At 63.0% G+C, this 14,907-nt stretch carries 14 protein-coding genes; 9 read left to right on the top strand and 5 right to left on the bottom strand.

Annotated features, from left to right (window positions below; genetic code table 11):
- Nucleotides 1-29: 29 nt before the first annotated feature.
- The 6 genes from KTR60_RS26225 (at nucleotide 30) to KTR60_RS26200 (ending at nucleotide 6,763) form a co-directional block, all read left to right on the top strand.
- On the top strand, nucleotides 30-1,223 hold the full coding sequence (locus KTR60_RS26225; protein ID WP_058226902.1) for an acyl-CoA dehydrogenase family protein: 1,194 nt from the start codon (nucleotides 30-32) through the stop codon (nucleotides 1,221-1,223).
- A complete protein-coding gene (locus tag KTR60_RS26220; RefSeq protein ID WP_228401419.1) occupies nucleotides 1,220-2,317 on the top strand; it encodes an acyl-CoA dehydrogenase family protein in 1,098 nt (365 codons plus the stop codon). The genes KTR60_RS26225 and KTR60_RS26220 overlap by 4 nt, the downstream gene beginning before the upstream one ends.
- 31 nt (nucleotides 2,318-2,348) lie before the next feature.
- Complete coding sequence (locus KTR60_RS26215) at nucleotides 2,349-3,332, top strand: NADPH:quinone oxidoreductase family protein (protein ID WP_003943088.1); 984 nt, start codon at nucleotides 2,349-2,351, stop codon at nucleotides 3,330-3,332.
- 79 nt (nucleotides 3,333-3,411) lie between these two features.
- Nucleotides 3,412-4,611, top strand: a complete 1,200-nt coding sequence (locus tag KTR60_RS26210) for an acetyl-CoA C-acyltransferase (RefSeq protein ID WP_003943187.1) — start codon at nucleotides 3,412-3,414, stop codon at nucleotides 4,609-4,611.
- A complete protein-coding gene (locus KTR60_RS26205) occupies nucleotides 4,608-5,393 on the top strand; it encodes a RhlG family 3-oxoacyl-ACP reductase (protein WP_007730838.1) in 786 nt (261 codons plus the stop codon). The genes KTR60_RS26210 and KTR60_RS26205 overlap by 4 nt, the downstream gene beginning before the upstream one ends.
- A gap of 170 nt (nucleotides 5,394-5,563) precedes the next feature.
- Nucleotides 5,564-6,763, top strand: coding sequence for a DUF4185 domain-containing protein (locus tag KTR60_RS26200; protein WP_161120569.1), 1,200 nt, complete (start codon nucleotides 5,564-5,566; stop codon nucleotides 6,761-6,763).
- A gap of 6 nt (nucleotides 6,764-6,769) precedes the next feature.
- Here KTR60_RS26200 and KTR60_RS26195 read toward each other — a convergent pair whose 3' ends face one another.
- The 5 genes from KTR60_RS26195 to KTR60_RS26175 all read right to left on the bottom strand — a co-directional run bounded on the left by KTR60_RS26195 (nucleotide 6,770) and on the right by KTR60_RS26175 (nucleotide 11,438).
- Nucleotides 6,770-8,809, bottom strand: a complete 2,040-nt coding sequence (locus tag KTR60_RS26195; RefSeq protein WP_208690162.1) for a YhgE/Pip domain-containing protein — start codon at nucleotides 8,807-8,809, stop codon at nucleotides 6,770-6,772.
- Between the two features lie 133 nt (nucleotides 8,810-8,942).
- The gene (locus KTR60_RS26190; RefSeq protein ID WP_047269425.1) at nucleotides 8,943-9,539 is read right to left on the bottom strand and encodes an SRPBCC domain-containing protein; all 597 of its coding nucleotides are present in this window, start codon (nucleotides 9,537-9,539) and stop codon (nucleotides 8,943-8,945) included.
- On the bottom strand, nucleotides 9,536-9,913 hold the full coding sequence (locus KTR60_RS26185) for an ArsR/SmtB family transcription factor (RefSeq protein ID WP_003942971.1): 378 nt from the start codon (nucleotides 9,911-9,913) through the stop codon (nucleotides 9,536-9,538). The genes KTR60_RS26190 and KTR60_RS26185 overlap by 4 nt, the downstream gene beginning before the upstream one ends.
- A gap of 61 nt (nucleotides 9,914-9,974) precedes the next feature.
- Entirely contained in the window at nucleotides 9,975-10,658 is a 684-nt protein-coding gene (locus tag KTR60_RS26180; protein WP_003942830.1) for a GntR family transcriptional regulator, read from the bottom strand.
- 36 nt (nucleotides 10,659-10,694) lie between these two features.
- On the bottom strand, nucleotides 10,695-11,438 hold the full coding sequence (locus KTR60_RS26175) for an aspartate/glutamate racemase family protein (RefSeq protein WP_228401418.1): 744 nt from the start codon (nucleotides 11,436-11,438) through the stop codon (nucleotides 10,695-10,697).
- 158 nt (nucleotides 11,439-11,596) lie between these two features.
- Here KTR60_RS26175 and KTR60_RS26170 point away from each other — a divergent pair, with 158 nt between their 5' ends.
- The 3 genes from KTR60_RS26170 to KTR60_RS26160 all read left to right on the top strand — a co-directional run bounded on the left by KTR60_RS26170 (nucleotide 11,597) and on the right by KTR60_RS26160 (nucleotide 14,878).
- Complete coding sequence (locus tag KTR60_RS26170) at nucleotides 11,597-12,301, top strand: type 1 glutamine amidotransferase (protein WP_030536028.1); 705 nt, start codon at nucleotides 11,597-11,599, stop codon at nucleotides 12,299-12,301.
- 122 nt (nucleotides 12,302-12,423) lie between these two features.
- Entirely contained in the window at nucleotides 12,424-13,593 is a 1,170-nt protein-coding gene (locus KTR60_RS26165; protein WP_064074987.1) for a DUF4185 domain-containing protein, read from the top strand.
- 22 nt (nucleotides 13,594-13,615) lie between these two features.
- Entirely contained in the window at nucleotides 13,616-14,878 is a 1,263-nt protein-coding gene (locus tag KTR60_RS26160) for a response regulator transcription factor family protein (RefSeq protein WP_228401417.1), read from the top strand.
- Nucleotides 14,879-14,907: the final 29 nt, after the last annotated feature.

Here is a 14,907-nt window from a genome sequence, read left to right as displayed (position 1 = left end):
CGCTCACCGCTCGAACCGAAGGAATGGGCATGGCTTTCGACGAAGAGGCAGTATCGCGTGATCTCACCGAGAAGGTGAACACGCTTCTCGCGGAGAACGATCCGAACAGCGTGTCGGTATCGGACTTCCTCGGCGCACGATTCGACGCCGGACTGGCGTGGGTTCATTTCCCCGAAGGTCATGGGGGACTCGGTGTACCGCAGAGCTTTCAGCGTCAGGTGAACGCTCAGCTGGAGGCCGCCGGTGCACCGGGCCCGGCCACCGGCAAGAACGGGATCGGACTGGGCATGGCGGCACCGACCATCGCTGCCTTCGGCACCGAGGAGCAGAAGCAGAAGTTCCTGCGCCCGTTGTGGACTGCGGAGACGGTCTACTGCCAGCTGTTCAGTGAACCGGGCGCAGGGTCGGACCTCGCGGCCGTTGCTACCCGCGCCGTCCGCGACGGCGAAGACTGGATAGTCAACGGGCAGAAGGTATGGACGTCGGGCGCGCAGAATGCGCAGCTGGCGATTCTCGTGGCCAGGACCGATCCGTCACGTTCCAAGCACGCGGGTCTGAGCTACTTCATCTGCGACATGACCGATCCGGGCGTTGATGTCCGGCCGCTGCGTCAGATCACCGGCGAGGCCGAATTCAACGAGGTATTCCTCACGGACGTCAGGATTCCGGACGCCAATCGCCTCGGAGCCGAAGGCCAGGGGTGGAAGGTTGCGACCACCACCCTGAACAACGAGCGTGTTGCCATCGGTTCGGGCGCACCGCGTGAGGGCGGCATGATCGGAAAGGTCGCTCAGGCCTGGCGTGACGAGCCCGAGCTGCGTAACCCGGCGATGCACGACGAGTTGATGCGACTCTGGACCGAATCCGAAGTTGCGCGTCTGACCGGGGAGCGACTGCGCCAGCAGCTCGCCGCCGGCCAGCCCGGCCCCGAAGGCTCGGGAATGAAGCTCGCGTTTGCCGGTTTGGCCCAGCAGATTTCTGGATTCGACCTCGAACTGCACGGCGAAGCCGGTCTGCGCTACGACGACTGGACACTGCGTCGACCGGATTCCGTCGACTTCACCGGGCGTGAACCCGGATACCGGTACCTGCGAGCCAAGGGCAATTCGATCGAGGGCGGAACGTCGGAGATCCTGCGCAACGTCATCGCAGAACGTGTACTCGGGTTGCCGCCCGAGCATCGCGTCGACAAGGACATCGCCTGGAAGGACCTACCCCGATGAGCACCGATCTGCTGTACTCCGAGACCGAACAAGATCTGCGAGCCAGCGTCAGACGACTGCTGAGCGAGCGGGCCGGCGCCGACACCGTGGTCACGGCGTACGACGACGTGTCCGCCGACTTCACCGGGCTGTGGAAGTCGCTGGCGTCGGAACTCGGTTTGGCGGGACTGCTGGTACCCGAGGAACTGGGCGGGGCAGGTGCGTCGACGCGTGAGGCGGCGGTCGTGATGGAGGAGATCGGACGTGCGGTCGCTCCCGTTCCGTTCTTCACCAGCGCGGTGCTGGCGACGACGGCGTTGCTGAAGGCCGGCGAGACCGAGGTGCTCGGTCAATTGGCAGCGGGGGATTCGACGGCTGCTCTGGTCGTCCCGTTGTCCACTGCACCAGGAACTTTCACACCTACTGTCAAGGCAACGGCGAGTGGACTCGTCGGCAGCGTCACGACGGTTGCCGGCGTCGCCGAGTCCGATGTTCTTGTTGTTCCGGTTGCCGGTGAGAGCGGCCTGGAGCTGCATACCGTTCGGATCGCCGACGCTACCGTCACGCCGGTTCTGTCCCTGGACATGACGCGCCGATTGGCGGACGTCGAGTTCTCGGGTTCGTCGTCGGTCCGTGTCGACAGCGGCAATGCGGCGCAAGCGGTTGAGGAAGCGTTGCTCTGCGGAAGCGCACTTCTGGCGTCCGAACAGTTCGCTGTAGCTCAGTGGTGCCTCGAAACGACTCTCGCGTATGTGAAGGAGCGCAAGCAGTTCGGCCGGGCGATCGGTTCGTACCAGGCGATCAAGCACCGCCTCGCCGATCTCTGGCTCGAAGTCAGCTCTTCGGGCGCGGCAGCACGCTATGCGGCGGACACCTATTCACGCGGCGACGCCGATGCGGCGATCGCAGCGACGGTGGCCCAGGCATTCTGCAGCGGCGTCGCGGTTCATGCTGCGGAGGAGTGCGTCCAACTTCATGGTGGTATCGGAATGACGTGGGAGTATCCGGCGCACCTGTACCTCAAACGGGCGAAGAGCGATCAGCTGTCGCTGGGAACCGCGTATCAGCATCGGGCACGCCTCGCCGAGTTGGTCGACCTCCCGATCTCGTCCTGAAACTCACCCACTATCTGTCTGGAGAATTGCTGTGAAGGCTTGGCGCGTCAACGAACTCGGTCAACCCCGCGATGTGCTCGCGTTGGAGGAGACCGCGGATCCCACCCCGAATGCGACGGAGATGTTGGTCAAGGTGCTGGCGGCTCCGGCCAACTTCCCCGACGTCCTCATGTGCCGCGGTGAGTACCAGATCAAGCCGCCGCTGCCCTTCACACCCGGTGTCGAACTGTGTGGTGAAGTGGTCTCGGTCGGTGAATCGGTGACCAAATTCGCAGTGGGGGACCGGGTGATCGGTAATCCGAGTCTGCCGTCCGGCGGATTCGCCGAGTACTCGGTACTGGATCAGAACAACACGTTCCCGGCGCCGTCGGCTCTCGACGACGCGGAAGCATCCGCTCTGAGCATCGGCTATCAGACAGCGTGGTTCGCTCTGCATCGCCGCACCCAACTGCTCGAGGGTGAGACATTGTTGGTCCACGCTGCTGCGGGTGGTGTCGGTAGTGCGGCAGTGCAACTCGGCAAGGCGGCAGGCGCCAAGGTGATCGGTGTCGTCGGCGGCCCGGACAAGGCCGAGTACGCGCGCAAGCTCGGCGCCGACCTCGTCGTAGACCGTCACAGTGAGGACTTCGTGGCAGCGGTCAAGGAGTTCACCGGCGGCAAGGGCGCCGACGTGGTCTTCGATCCGGTCGGCGGCGACGCATACGCGAAGTCCACCAAGTGCATCGCCTTCGAGGGACGGATCGTCATCATCGGCTTCGCCGGTGGCACGATCCCGCAGCCGGCACTCAATCACGCTCTCATCAAGAACTATTCGATCATCGGACTGCACTGGGGGCTGTACAAGGCCTACAACCAGCAGGCCATCGACGACTGCCACGTCGAGCTCACCAGGCTCGCCGATGCCGGCTTGGTCAAACCACTGATCAGTGAGCGGTTGTCGTTGACGGACGTTGCCGACGGTATCGGTCGCCTCGGCGACGGCACCACTGTCGGTCGCGTCGTGTTCCAGCCCTGATTCTTGCTGTGCGCCTTTATTAACCCCCGGCGGTTAATAAAGGCGCACAGCACTTCGTGTTCGACGAAAGGTTTCCCCGATGAGGCAAGCTGTCATCGTTTCCACCGCCCGTACCCCGATCGGTAAGGCGTACCGCGGCGCGTTCAACAACACTCAGGCTCAAGAGCTTGCTGCACATGCCATTTCGAATGCAGTTCAGCGCGCGGGCCTCGAGGGCGGCGAGGTCGAGGACGTCATCCTCGGCGCTGCGCTGCAGCAGGGATCTTCCGGCGGCAACGTCGCACGGCAAGCGGTGCTGCGGGCCGGGCTTCCGGACTCGGTTTCCGGAATGACGATCGATCGTCAGTGCTCGTCCGGGCTCATGGCCATCGCGACCGCAGCAAAGCAGATCGTGGACGACGGAATGCAGATCGCGGTCGGCGGCGGAGTCGAATCGATCTCGTTGGTCCAGAACGATCACATGAACAACTTCCGCGCGGCTGATCCGTGGCTGAAGGAAAACAAGCCGTCGATCTACATGCCGATGCTGCATACGGCCGAGATCGTCGCCGAGCGCTACGGAGTCACCCGCGAGCAGCAGGACGAGTTCGCGCTCGTCTCCCAGCAGCGGACCGCAGCGGCCCAGGACGCAGGTCGGTTCGATCTCGAGATCGTCCCGCTGCCCTCGATCAAGCAGGTGCAGGACAAGGAGACCGGTGAGATCCGCAGCGAGTCCGTGACGCTGACCCGCGACGAAGGCAACCGCGCTTCCACCACGTTGGAAGGGCTGTCGAGTCTGCGACCGGTTCTGGCCGACGGGACTGTCAGTGCTCATTCGTCCATCACTGCGGGCAACTCGTCTCAGCTCTCCGACGGCGCTTCGGCGTCGGTGCTGATGGAGGCAGGCGAGGCGCAACGCCGCGGGTTGGCTCCTCTCGGTATCTACCGTGGCATGGCTGTCGCGGGTTGCGCTCCCGACGAGATGGGCATCGGACCGGTGTTCGCGATTCCGCGTCTGCTGGATCTTCATGGGCTGAAGGTCGACGACATCGATCTCTGGGAACTCAACGAGGCCTTCGCCTCTCAGGCCCTGTACTGCCGCGACAAGCTCGGGATCGATCCCGAGAAGTACAACGTCGACGGCGGCGGTATCTCTGTCGGCCATCCGTACGGAATGACGGGGGCTCGTCTGGTCGGCCATGCTCTTCTTGAAGGAAAACGGCGCGGAGCCAAGCTCGTGGTGGTGACCATGTGCATCGGCGGCGGTATGGGTGCTGCCGGGCTTTTCGAGGTCGCATGAGCTTGATCGAGGGACTGTTCGACGTCAGTGGCAAGACCGTTGTGGTCACCGGTGGATCACGCGGCATCGGATACATGATCGCTCGTGGATTTGTCGAAGGCGGAGCGACGGTCGTCATTTCGGCCCGAAAAGCCGAAGCCTGTGACGAAGCCGCGCGAGAGCTTTCGGAGTTCGGCACCTGCATTTCGCATCCGGCCGATCTGTCCACGGACGAGGGGGTCGAGAGCCTCGCTGCGAAGGTCGCCGAGATTTCGCCGACGCTCGACGTACTGGTCAACAACGCCGGTGCCACGTGGGGAGCTCCCGTCGACGATTTTCCGGCCGCAGGCTTCGACAAGATTTTCGACATCAATGTCAAGGCAATCTTCCTCCTGACGCAGAAGCTGTTGCCGCAGTTGCGGTCTGCAGCCACGGCGGAAGATCCCGCGCGCGTGATCAATATCGGATCGATCGACGGACTCGTGGTGTCGGGTTCGGAGAACTTCTCGTACGGAGCCAGTAAGGCTGCGGTGCACATGTTGACGCGCAAGCTCGCGGCAACGCTTGCGGGGGAACAGATCACGGTCAATGCCATTGCGCCGGGCCCGTTCCCGTCGAAGATGATGGCATTCCTCCTCGAGGACGAGCAAAGTGCAAAGGCTGTGGCGGACTCGGTCCCGTTGGGCAGGGTCGGAACTCCCCAGGATGCTGCAGGTCTTGCCATTTTCCTGGCTTCACGTGCCGGGGCTTATCTGACCGGCGCGGTGATTCCACTCGACGGCGGTGCGAGCGGAGCGCGCTGACCTACTGACTGATCTTCTCTGTCCGAAAAGGCCTGAAAGTCTGAACTACTATGACTTTCAGGCCTTTTCGCGTCTTTGTCTGATTGGGTTATCTGTGACTGCAGTTGCTAGATTGTCCGAGGTTCGGGGGGAATGACGACAACACCAACAATCCCGGCCATGGGGGAGTCATGTTTCGCGCGGGGAGATCGTTGGGGGTGTTCGGGGTAGTTGCTGCTCTGGCAGCTGCTGCCGTCACGGCGGTGGCTTCGCCGGCGATGGCTGCGCCGGGATGCGTCGGAGTCAGTGGCGTCGGTAGTAGCGGTGGTCCGGCCAATGCGGCACCGTGGCTCAACGGCAACACCGGAGGGTTGCCAGGTCTGTCCGGTCGTACTGCCGCGATCGAAAAGGTCACCGGGACATACAGTCCAAACAAGACCGTTGATCGCTTCAATGTCCTGGGTACCGACCTGGGCATCATGTGGGACAACGGTGCGGGGCAGATTCTGACCGCTTTCGGCGATACCACCGGGCTCAGTCGTAACCCCGGCTGCGACGGTTTGGTGGGCGAGTGGCGAAGCAATGTACTCTTCCGCAGCTCGGATCGGGTACTCGCCGACGGTATGCGCATCGACAGTGCGCCGATGGACGGCACAGCTCAGGCGCGTGAGATCATTTCCGGTCTGAAGATTCCGGGTGTCGAGGCCTCCAGCATCCCCACGAGCGGCATCGCAGTGAACGGTGTGCAGTATCTGAGCTACATGTCGGTGCGTAACTGGGGCGAGGCCGGGCAGTGGAGCACGAACTACTCGCAGATTGCCACCTCCTCGGACAACGGCGAAACGTGGACCACTCGTCCGGAAACTCTGCGCCCCAACATCGGTGGGGTTCTTCCCGCGGGTGTCGCCCCCGTCGCCGGTAGCGAGAACTTCCAGATGAGCTCGATGGTGAAGGACGGCGGGTTCGTCTACAACTACGGAACCCCCGCGGGACGATCCGGCGAGGTTCGACTTTCTCGCGTGCCCGAGGGGGCGATCCTCGATCTTTCCGCCTACGAGTACTGGAACGGAAACGGCTGGATCCTTGCCGATCCCGCTGCGGCCGTACCCGTCATGGACGGCCGCATCGGTGAGGTCTCCGTTCAGTACAACGAGTTCCTCGGCAAGTTCGTGGCGATGTACGCCGACGCGTTCAGTTCGATCGTGATGCGAACCGCTCCCAGTCCGGTCGGTCCGTGGACGGCACCGGAGACACTGGTCAATCTGGTCGAGGTTCCCGGTATCTACGCCGCATACATCCACCCGTGGTCCAGTGGTTCGGATCTGTACTTCCTTGCCACCACGTGGGCCGACTACAACGTCATGTTGATGCGTACGACGCTCGTTCGCTGATCCGGCTCACGCTTGCGTTTGCTGGAGGTACACGATCTCTTCGGTGATCGGCGCGTCGTCATCGGCTTCGGTCGGCGGTTCTTGTCGGCGGCGCCACCAGATGGTGAACAGGACGGCTCCGATCACCAAGGCAGCCAGAGCGATTACCGCCACCCAGAATTTCGGGCCGTAGTATCCGACAAGGACCATGCGCATGGCGTTGCGCGCCCACGTGAGTGGCATCAGGGCGTGCAGCCACTGCAGAACCGTCGGCATCTGTTCGATGGGGTACACCGCGCCGAAGGCGAAGATCTGAATCATCAAGGCGCCCAAAGCGATGAAGGTTCCGTTGACGGCTCCGAACACAACGGTGAAGAGCCTGCCCGAGCTGACCGCGGCGGCACCCACCAGGATCATCACTGCGATCATCGCCAGGACACTAGGTGGTTCGACGTTTGCCACGGTCAGTGACACCACCGACAACACGAGCGCCGCGACCAAGGTGACCAGGGCGGGAATGCGGTAGCGGCGCAGCCCCTCACGCACCACGCTGGTGTGCGAGTTCAGTGAACGTCCGCGTCGTGGACGGACGACGAACCACGTGAGAATTCCGCACAGGAACAGTGCCACCGAGATCACGGCAGGGACGGCTCCCGGTCCGAAACCGGCTGCGGGATAGTTGTTCCGCGCGTCGACGGCAACCGGGGACGAGAGCAGATTGGCCGTGGTGGCGCGCTCGTCGTCCGAGAACTGCGGCACCTGGGCGGCACCGTCGGACAAACCGGTGGCGAGTTCCGCGCTACCCGCGTCGAGCTCGCCGACGCCGGCCGATAGCTGCCCGAGACCGTCACGGAGCGCAGTACTTCCAGTGTCCAACTGCCCCAGCCCGGTGGAGAGTTCCTGTGCACCGGTAGCGAGTTGGCCTGCACCGTCGGACAGTTGGCCCAGGCCGGTGTTGAGTTCACCTGCACCGGCCGCGGCGGCAAGGAGCCCACCACGGTAGTCGCTGCTCGGATCAGTGAGCTGCCGCGAGATTTCCCGCGCGCCGTCGCGAAGCTGACCGAGCTGACCGATCACGTCGTCGTCCGACGGTTGTGCAGTCAGGGAAGCCCGCAGTCCAGCCAGGGCTTCGACGAGTCCGGCGGAGACCGGATCGGCCGAGTTTCGAAGCATCGACGTGAGGGCGTCGATCTGACCGACGACGGCGTCCGAGGACCCCGCGAGGTCGAGTACCGGGGTGGTGACCATGTCGACCACTTCGCTGATCTGACGGGCGCCTGCGCCGAGTTCGTCGGTTCCCCCGACCAACTGGTTGAGTCCGCTGCTCAGCTCGCCCGAGCCTGCAGCAGCTTCGCCAGCTCCGGCAGCCAGCTCGCCGGCTCCGGCGGCCAGCTCCTTGCCGCCCTGATTTGCTTCGCCCATGCCGGTGGCGAGTTCCTTGCTTCCAGCGTAGAGCTCGTTGGTTCCGGCAAGCGCTTCGGAGGATCCGTCGGACAGCTGTTGCGCTCCTGCTGCTGCTTCACCGAATCCTGTTCCGAGTTCACCCAACCCGACCAGCACCTGGTCGATGGACTGCTCGCCGATCGACTCGGAGACCGCCGAGCGCACTTGAGCGATGATGCTTTCACCGACCGGGCCGGCGACCAGACTGTTGTAGTCGTTGTACAAGACGTCGAGTTCGGCCTTGCGGCCCGAACCTGATGCGGCACTGGCCACATCCGCGCTGAAAGTTTTCGGAATGACGACCGAGAAGTAATAGGTGCCGTCGTTGACGCCGTCGGCGGCTTCCTGTTCCGAGACGACCTTCCATGCAACGTCTCCGCTCTCGACGAGCGCGGCAACAACTTCATCGCCGGCTTGCAGACGTGTTCCGTCGAGTTCTGTGCCCGCATCGGCGTTGACGATGGCGACGGGCAAGCGGTTGACCGTGTCGCCCGGATCCCACAGTGCCCACATGTAGAACGCCGCAATCGACAGCGGTGCGATGACGAGGACAGCGAGAACTGTCCGGATGATGTGCGTGCGTCGCGTCGTGGCCGCGTTGTCGACTACGGGTTGTGGCGCCATGTGGAGCTCTCTTCTCGTGGACCGAAGCAGGTGTGGCACGAAAGGAAGCCACCAAAATTGCTGGACATACGTCCAGCTCGGTCACGATACAAAGCAAACGGCCATCCTGTGACCGTTTTCGAAGAATTGGGCGTTATCGGCCGCCGTGCTCTGCCTCGATCTTTGCCCACTCCCACCCTCGGAAGTTGGCCAGACGAAGCTCCTCTGCTTCGTCGAAGGTGTACCACTCGGTGCTCGGCGCATCAGGGAGAGTGCCGCGCAAGTATTCGCCCAGGTAGTGAAGTGGGCCTTCCCAGCCGGTTCCGACGCCGTAGCAGCCGGTGTCCGGGTCGTTACGGAAGACATCGGCGACGGAGGCGTGCTCCAACTCGAGCCAGGTGGCGTCGGGGCCGTCGGCAGTCAGCCGGATCTCGACCTGATCGCTGTATCCACGATCGCCGGGCGGTGTCCACTGCAGTCGCAGCAGGTGTGGGGCGTCGCAGGCCAGGATCTCGCCACTTGCCTGGCCTTCGAAGGCGTAAGAGCCGCCCACCTGGAAGTCTCCGCTCACCGGAAGGAAGAAACGGTTGATGCGGTCAGGGGTCGTGATGGCATCCCAGACGTCGTCGACCGACGCGTTGTAGCGGCGCTTGAGTACGGCAGTTCGAGCCGAACCTTCTGCGATGTCGCGGTTACCCATGCTCCGCTCCACCGCGGTGAGGCTGGTGTCCTGGTTCGCGATCTCGGTCATTGTGAGTCTCCTTCGTCGGAAGAATTCGATTGTGAAGATCTGCTCCGCTTCGAGCCGCGTCGTTTCCCGCGTGCGAGTTCTGTGGCCAATGCGTCGAGAGGGCCGCTCCAGAACTGCCGGAATCCGTCGAGCCATTGGTCCACTTCTTGCAATGGCGCGGGCTCGACGGCATAGAGACGCCTGGTGCCTTCGCTGCGGACGGTGGCGAATCCGTTTTCTCGGAGTACTCGCAGGTGTCCGGACGCGGTCGGTTGCGAGATTCCGAACTCCGCTGCCACGACTTCGGCGATCTGACCCGCCGAGCGCTCGCCGCCGGACAGGAGTTCCATGATTCGTCGCCGCACTGGGTCTCCGAGAACGTCGAATGCATGCACCAGTCATTTATATCGGCAATGACCAATATAGGCAAGCGCCGAAACTTGTACCCGGACTCGGTCAGTCCGAGAGCGCGAACTCGTCGGCGTCGAAAAGTTCGCCGATCAGCCCGCCGAGATGGCGTCGATGTTCGGCTGACAGCGTCGCTGCCGCCTCGGCATCGTGGTCTGCGCACAGCTTGATCAGCCTGTTGTGATGATCGACGGAGTCCTGGCTCCCGAGGAGGCTCGAGAACTTGCGGTAGTAGATGCGGTGAATTTGTGGGTGAACCTGGTGAATCAGCTTCTTCAACAGCGGATTCGCCGCAGCATCGATGATGACGCTGTGTAGGCGATCGTCTGCGGTCAGGGCTCGGCCTATGTCGTTTCGTTTGACGGCGGCAGCGAAGTCCTTGTTGGCCGAACGCATCGCCCCGATCATCTCGTCGGTGAGATTCGGTACAGCGGTGACGACGGCCAGTTGGTCGAGAGCTTCGATGACTGCGAGTGTTGCCTCGACGTCGCCGCGGTCGAGGGTGGTGATGCGCGTGTACGCACCGGGTTTCGCTTCCACGAGTCCGGTGTCGACCAGCCTTGCGAGCGCTTCGCGGACCGGAGTTCTGCTCAAGCCCAGATACTCGGCGAGTTCGCTGTCCTTGATCTTCGAGCCCGGCGCCAGTTCACCGGTGACGATCGCTTCGCGAATGCGTTCGAGAGCGATGTCGCTCATTCGTGCTCGCTCAACCGGTTTACCGCCACGCAACATACTGGATATCGTACTCTGCAGCCTCCCTGCTGCAGGTCAGCCCGAAACGACCATCGAAGGGTGTCTCCGGGCATCTGCAACCCGCCGGAGCAGAGCGCGGGCGAGAATTGTTGCCGGATCGATGATCTGACAGGTTGTGGCGTCGGCGGGCAGTCCGAGCGGAATCTCGGTGCATCCGGCCACGACGACCTGCGCGCCCGATTCGACGAGAAGATCAGCGGCCCTGACGAGCTTGTCGGTGGTCTCGTCTCCGACGTTGCCGCTCTTGATTGCTCGGATCGCCGGCATCACCAGTTCGTCCTGGATCGCAGGTCCGGGCACCAGGACGTCAATCGAGTGTTCCGACAGCCATTGTTGATACAACCCGGTGCGGACCGTCCCCGTGGTGGCCAATAGTCCGACGGATGTGACGGCGGGTGAGAGCGTCCGGATGTGCCGAGCGACTTCGTCGATCATGTGGACGACGGGAAGTCCCAGTTGGGACGAGATGGCGGGCAGGAAGGCGTGGGCGGTATTGCATGGGATGGCGAGCGTCGTCGCGCCCGACTCTCGGAGAACGCGCGCACCGCGGATCAGCCACGGAGTGGGGTCAGGGCCGTTCTCGGTGAGTGCCAATGTCCGGTCGGGAACGGTGGGATCGGCCCAGATGACAACTTTGGGGTGCTCCTGATCCGTCGAACCTGGTGTCAGCGCAACGAGTTTGGAGTAAAAGTCGGCAGTAGCGGCGGGCCCCATGCCTCCGAGTATTCCGATGACGGGGTCGCTCGTGGCCATTCTCATGTGACAAGTACACCCTTCTGGAATCCAATATATTGGATTCCACGTCTTGGTGATCAGAGTGCGGGAAATGGCAAGTAGTTGTCAAGCGTGGCGCCGCCGCGACCGGCAGCAGAAAGGGCCATAGGCTTACAGGCATCGGGAGCGAAAGGACCGCGAGCATGCATTTTCTGGAGCTACGACACGCGCAGTGTGAACCCCCAGCGGCGTATTCGCCTGTCCTGGAGAGCTACGGAGACGTGCAGACTGTTCTTCTGGGCACCGACCCGCTTCCGGCACATCGACGGTTCGACGCCGTGATCGTGATGGGCGGGCCGATGGGCGTCGGCGATCAGGGCGAGGTCGAGTGGTTGGCATCCGAGATCGAATACATTCGCGATCTGGTCGAGAGCGACGTCCCGGTGTGGGGAGTGTGTCTGGGTTCGCAGTTGCTCGCCGCAGCGCTGGGTGCTCGCGTCTACACGGGAGCGGTACCCGAAGTCGGAGTTGAGGAGATCACCTTGACTGTCGAGGGCCGGCAAGATCCCGTGTGGGGAGATCTGCCCTCCACATTTCCTGCAATGCAATGGCATTCGGATACCTTCGACATTCCGAACGGCGCGGTGCGGCTCGCTGGTTCTGCCAAGTATCCGAATCAACTCTTCCGATACAAGCAGAGTTACGCCGTTCAGTTTCACCTCGAAGCGTCCTCCGCGGTGGCGCGCGAGTGGATGGAACTGGCCGAGTACCGCGATTCGCTGCATGCTTCGCTGGGAGCGGACGGTCCGCGCATCTTCATGCAGCAGTTGAGTGCAGCCGAGTCGCAGGGACTCGAGATTGCCGCAGCCGTGATGGAGAAATGGTTGAAATCCATCTCCACCGAATAAGACCGTTTTGTCCTGATTGACCGATTTACCTGTTACCTTGTGTTCTCGTGGGTGGATGAACCGATCCGGTCGAGCAACACACCTCGTAGAGTCCGGATCTCCCCCCCCGCGAAAGGGGAGCGATGCGCCGGATGCGGAAGATATCGACAGCAGCAGTGACGTGTGTACTCGCGTCGACCGCGGTCTTGGGGGCGACCCAGGCCAATGCATCCCCGTGGGATTGCAATGTCACCGGGAGCTTGGATCAATCAGGTGGGCCGACCAATCCGATTCCCTGGCTCAACGGCACGGATGGCAAACTGCCGGAATTGCAAGGCCGCACCTCGGCGGTCGAGTACATCACGGGCGCGCTCAGCCCCAACCAAACCGTCGAGCGGTTCAACGTTCTCGGCACGGATCTCGGCATCATGTGGGACAACGGCGCAGGTCAGGTCCTGACAGCTTTCGGTGACACCGTCGGTATCGGATCTGACCCTCTGTGCTCCGGGGTGGTCGGCGACTGGCGCAGCAACGTCCTGTTCCGTAGCTCGGATGGAAATCTGTCCGACGGCATGAACATCGACTCCTCACCGACCGACCGACCGAATCACTCGCGCGAGATCATCGGAAGTCTGAAAGTCACCGGCGTCGAAACCAGCAGCATTCCGACGACGGGTATCTCCGTGGGCGGCGTTCAGTACGTCAACTACATGTCGATACGTTCGTGGGGAGGGTCGGGCGAGTGGGTCACCAACTTCTCGCAGATCGCGTCCTCGCACGACAACGGTGAGACCTGGCAGATCGAACCGGCCTCGTCCCGGCCCAATCTGCCGTTGACGGGGAACGACAACTTCCAGATGGGTTCCTTCGTCAAAGACGGTGGTTACGTCTACAACTTCGGTACCCCCGCGGGACGTTTCGGCGAGGGGCGCCTTTCGCGGGTCAAGGAAGCCTCCATCGCGGACGTCGCGGCGTACGAATACTGGGACGGAAAGGCATGGGTCCCCAACAATCCCGCTGCCGCGGCGGTAGTTCTCGACGGGGATGTCAGCGAACTGTCGGTGCAGTACAACAACTATCTCGGCAAGTTCGTCGCGATGTACTCCAACGAGTGGGGAGCGTTGGTGCTGCGGACGGCGTCGGACCTGACCGGCCCGTGGAGCGCACCGGACGTCGTGATCGGCACCGACGAGGTTCCGGGACTCTACGGCGCGTACATGCACCCCTGGTCGCAGGGGCAGGACCTCTACTTTCTCGCCACCACGTGGTCCGACTACAACGTGATGCTCATGAAGACCACGCTGCACCAGTGAACCGGATGGTTATCGTTGAACAGTGAGCACCACCGACAATGCGCTACTGATCACCGCCCTTCGAGACGTGTTGGTGGGACCACTTCCCGAAATCGGCCGACGATTTTCGACGCTGATCGCGGACATGGCGCCGCACACCTCTCTGGTGATCTTCACCCGTGAGTGCACCGGTAGGCCGCGCAAGGTTGCCGGGGATCCAGCCGTCGTCGATCGTGTGACCATCGCCGAACTCGACCGTATCCGTACGGATCTCACTGTCGGACAGATATTTCGGGGAAAGTGCGCTATCGCCGGCCGAGACCGTGAAGTGCTCGCGATGCTCGATCGAACAGACACCCTCCTCGTGCTGACGCCACACCCCGGACCGGTGAAGGCGGCATCCCTCGAATTGATCCAGGCACTGTTCGCGGTGACTGCAACCGGAATTCAGCTCCAGGTGCGGAACGCGAGTCCGGCATATCTCGCCGAGTCGCGGGCAGCGTCGTCCGAGCGTGCACGCACCGTGGCAGAGATGACGGAGGTGCATGCGGCCACCCTCGAGACGATGCTGGCGACGCTGCGCTCGGCGGATCTCGACGACACGCGTGCTCGAACCTCGGCCAGGGAGACTGCGGCTTCGGCCCTGATCGGCCTGCGTTCGGCCGTCGACGTGCACCGCGAGTTGGCCGAGGAGTCGACCACCACCGCTTTTGCGCGGATGCGTGGGGAATTGCGTTCGCTGCTCAAGCATCGGGAAATCGCGTTGGAGTTGGTGGAGCCACCCGTCGACGGGCGTGGGTTACCCGGTGAAGTGGCGCACGGCGCCCGCGCGGTCGTCCGCGGCGCGGTCTTGGCCTTGTCGGATCAGCAGACGCTCTCGCGAATCCGGGTGGCCTGGACCCTCGACGCGGCTTTGCTCTCGATCGACATCCGCGACGACGGTGGTGGTGAAGCCGACGTGATCGACGTGGAACGCCAATTACGTTCGAGGGTAGAGACTTTGGGTGGAACCGTCGAATCCGAGTCGACGCCCGGGTGGGGGAACCGGATCAGCGCAACCATCCCGCTCGACGCGCCCGTCGCCCTACCGAACCGCGACGTCCTGACGGAACTGGCTCCGCGGGAGTTCGAGGTACTCGAGCATCTGGTGGCCGGACGGCGCAACAAGGCAATCTCGGAGCGACTCGGCGTCAGTGAGAGCACAGTCAAGTTTCATGTTGCCGGGGTCCTGCGGAAATTGGGCGTCGAGAGTCGGGGTGCGGCGGCCGCCGCGGGCGCCGAGGCCGGCGTGAAGCCTGCACCCTAGTCCTTTCGGCCAGGTCGGTCAGTCAGTTC

This window comes from Rhodococcus sp. C1 (genome assembly GCF_020809065.1).
GTDB lineage: Bacteria > Actinomycetota > Actinomycetes > Mycobacteriales > Mycobacteriaceae > Rhodococcus_F > Rhodococcus_F qingshengii.
This window is presented reverse-complemented; position numbering and strand designations above follow the sequence as displayed.

Excerpts from the sequence above, each read along its gene's own strand:
- KTR60_RS26225 (WP_058226902.1), top strand. The coding sequence starts at position 30 with ATGGCTTTCGACGAAGAGGCAGTATCGCGTGATCTCACCGAGAAGGTG.
- KTR60_RS26220 (WP_228401419.1), top strand. The coding sequence starts at position 1,220 with ATGAGCACCGATCTGCTGTACTCCGAGACCGAACAAGATCTGCGAGCC.
- KTR60_RS26210 (WP_003943187.1), top strand. The coding sequence starts at position 3,412 with ATGAGGCAAGCTGTCATCGTTTCCACCGCCCGTACCCCGATCGGTAAG.
- KTR60_RS26205 (WP_007730838.1), top strand. The coding sequence starts at position 4,608 with ATGAGCTTGATCGAGGGACTGTTCGACGTCAGTGGCAAGACCGTTGTG.
- KTR60_RS26200 (WP_161120569.1), top strand. The coding sequence starts at position 5,564 with ATGTTTCGCGCGGGGAGATCGTTGGGGGTGTTCGGGGTAGTTGCTGCT.
- KTR60_RS26195 (WP_208690162.1), bottom strand. The coding sequence starts at position 8,809 with ATGGCGCCACAACCCGTAGTCGACAACGCGGCCACGACGCGACGCACG.
- KTR60_RS26190 (WP_047269425.1), bottom strand. The coding sequence starts at position 9,539 with ATGACCGAGATCGCGAACCAGGACACCAGCCTCACCGCGGTGGAGCGG.
- KTR60_RS26180 (WP_003942830.1), bottom strand. The coding sequence starts at position 10,658 with ATGTTGCGTGGCGGTAAACCGGTTGAGCGAGCACGAATGAGCGACATC.
- KTR60_RS26175 (WP_228401418.1), bottom strand. The coding sequence starts at position 11,438 with ATGAGAATGGCCACGAGCGACCCCGTCATCGGAATACTCGGAGGCATG.
- KTR60_RS26170 (WP_030536028.1), top strand. The coding sequence starts at position 11,597 with ATGCATTTTCTGGAGCTACGACACGCGCAGTGTGAACCCCCAGCGGCG.
- KTR60_RS26165 (WP_064074987.1), top strand. The coding sequence starts at position 12,424 with ATGCGCCGGATGCGGAAGATATCGACAGCAGCAGTGACGTGTGTACTC.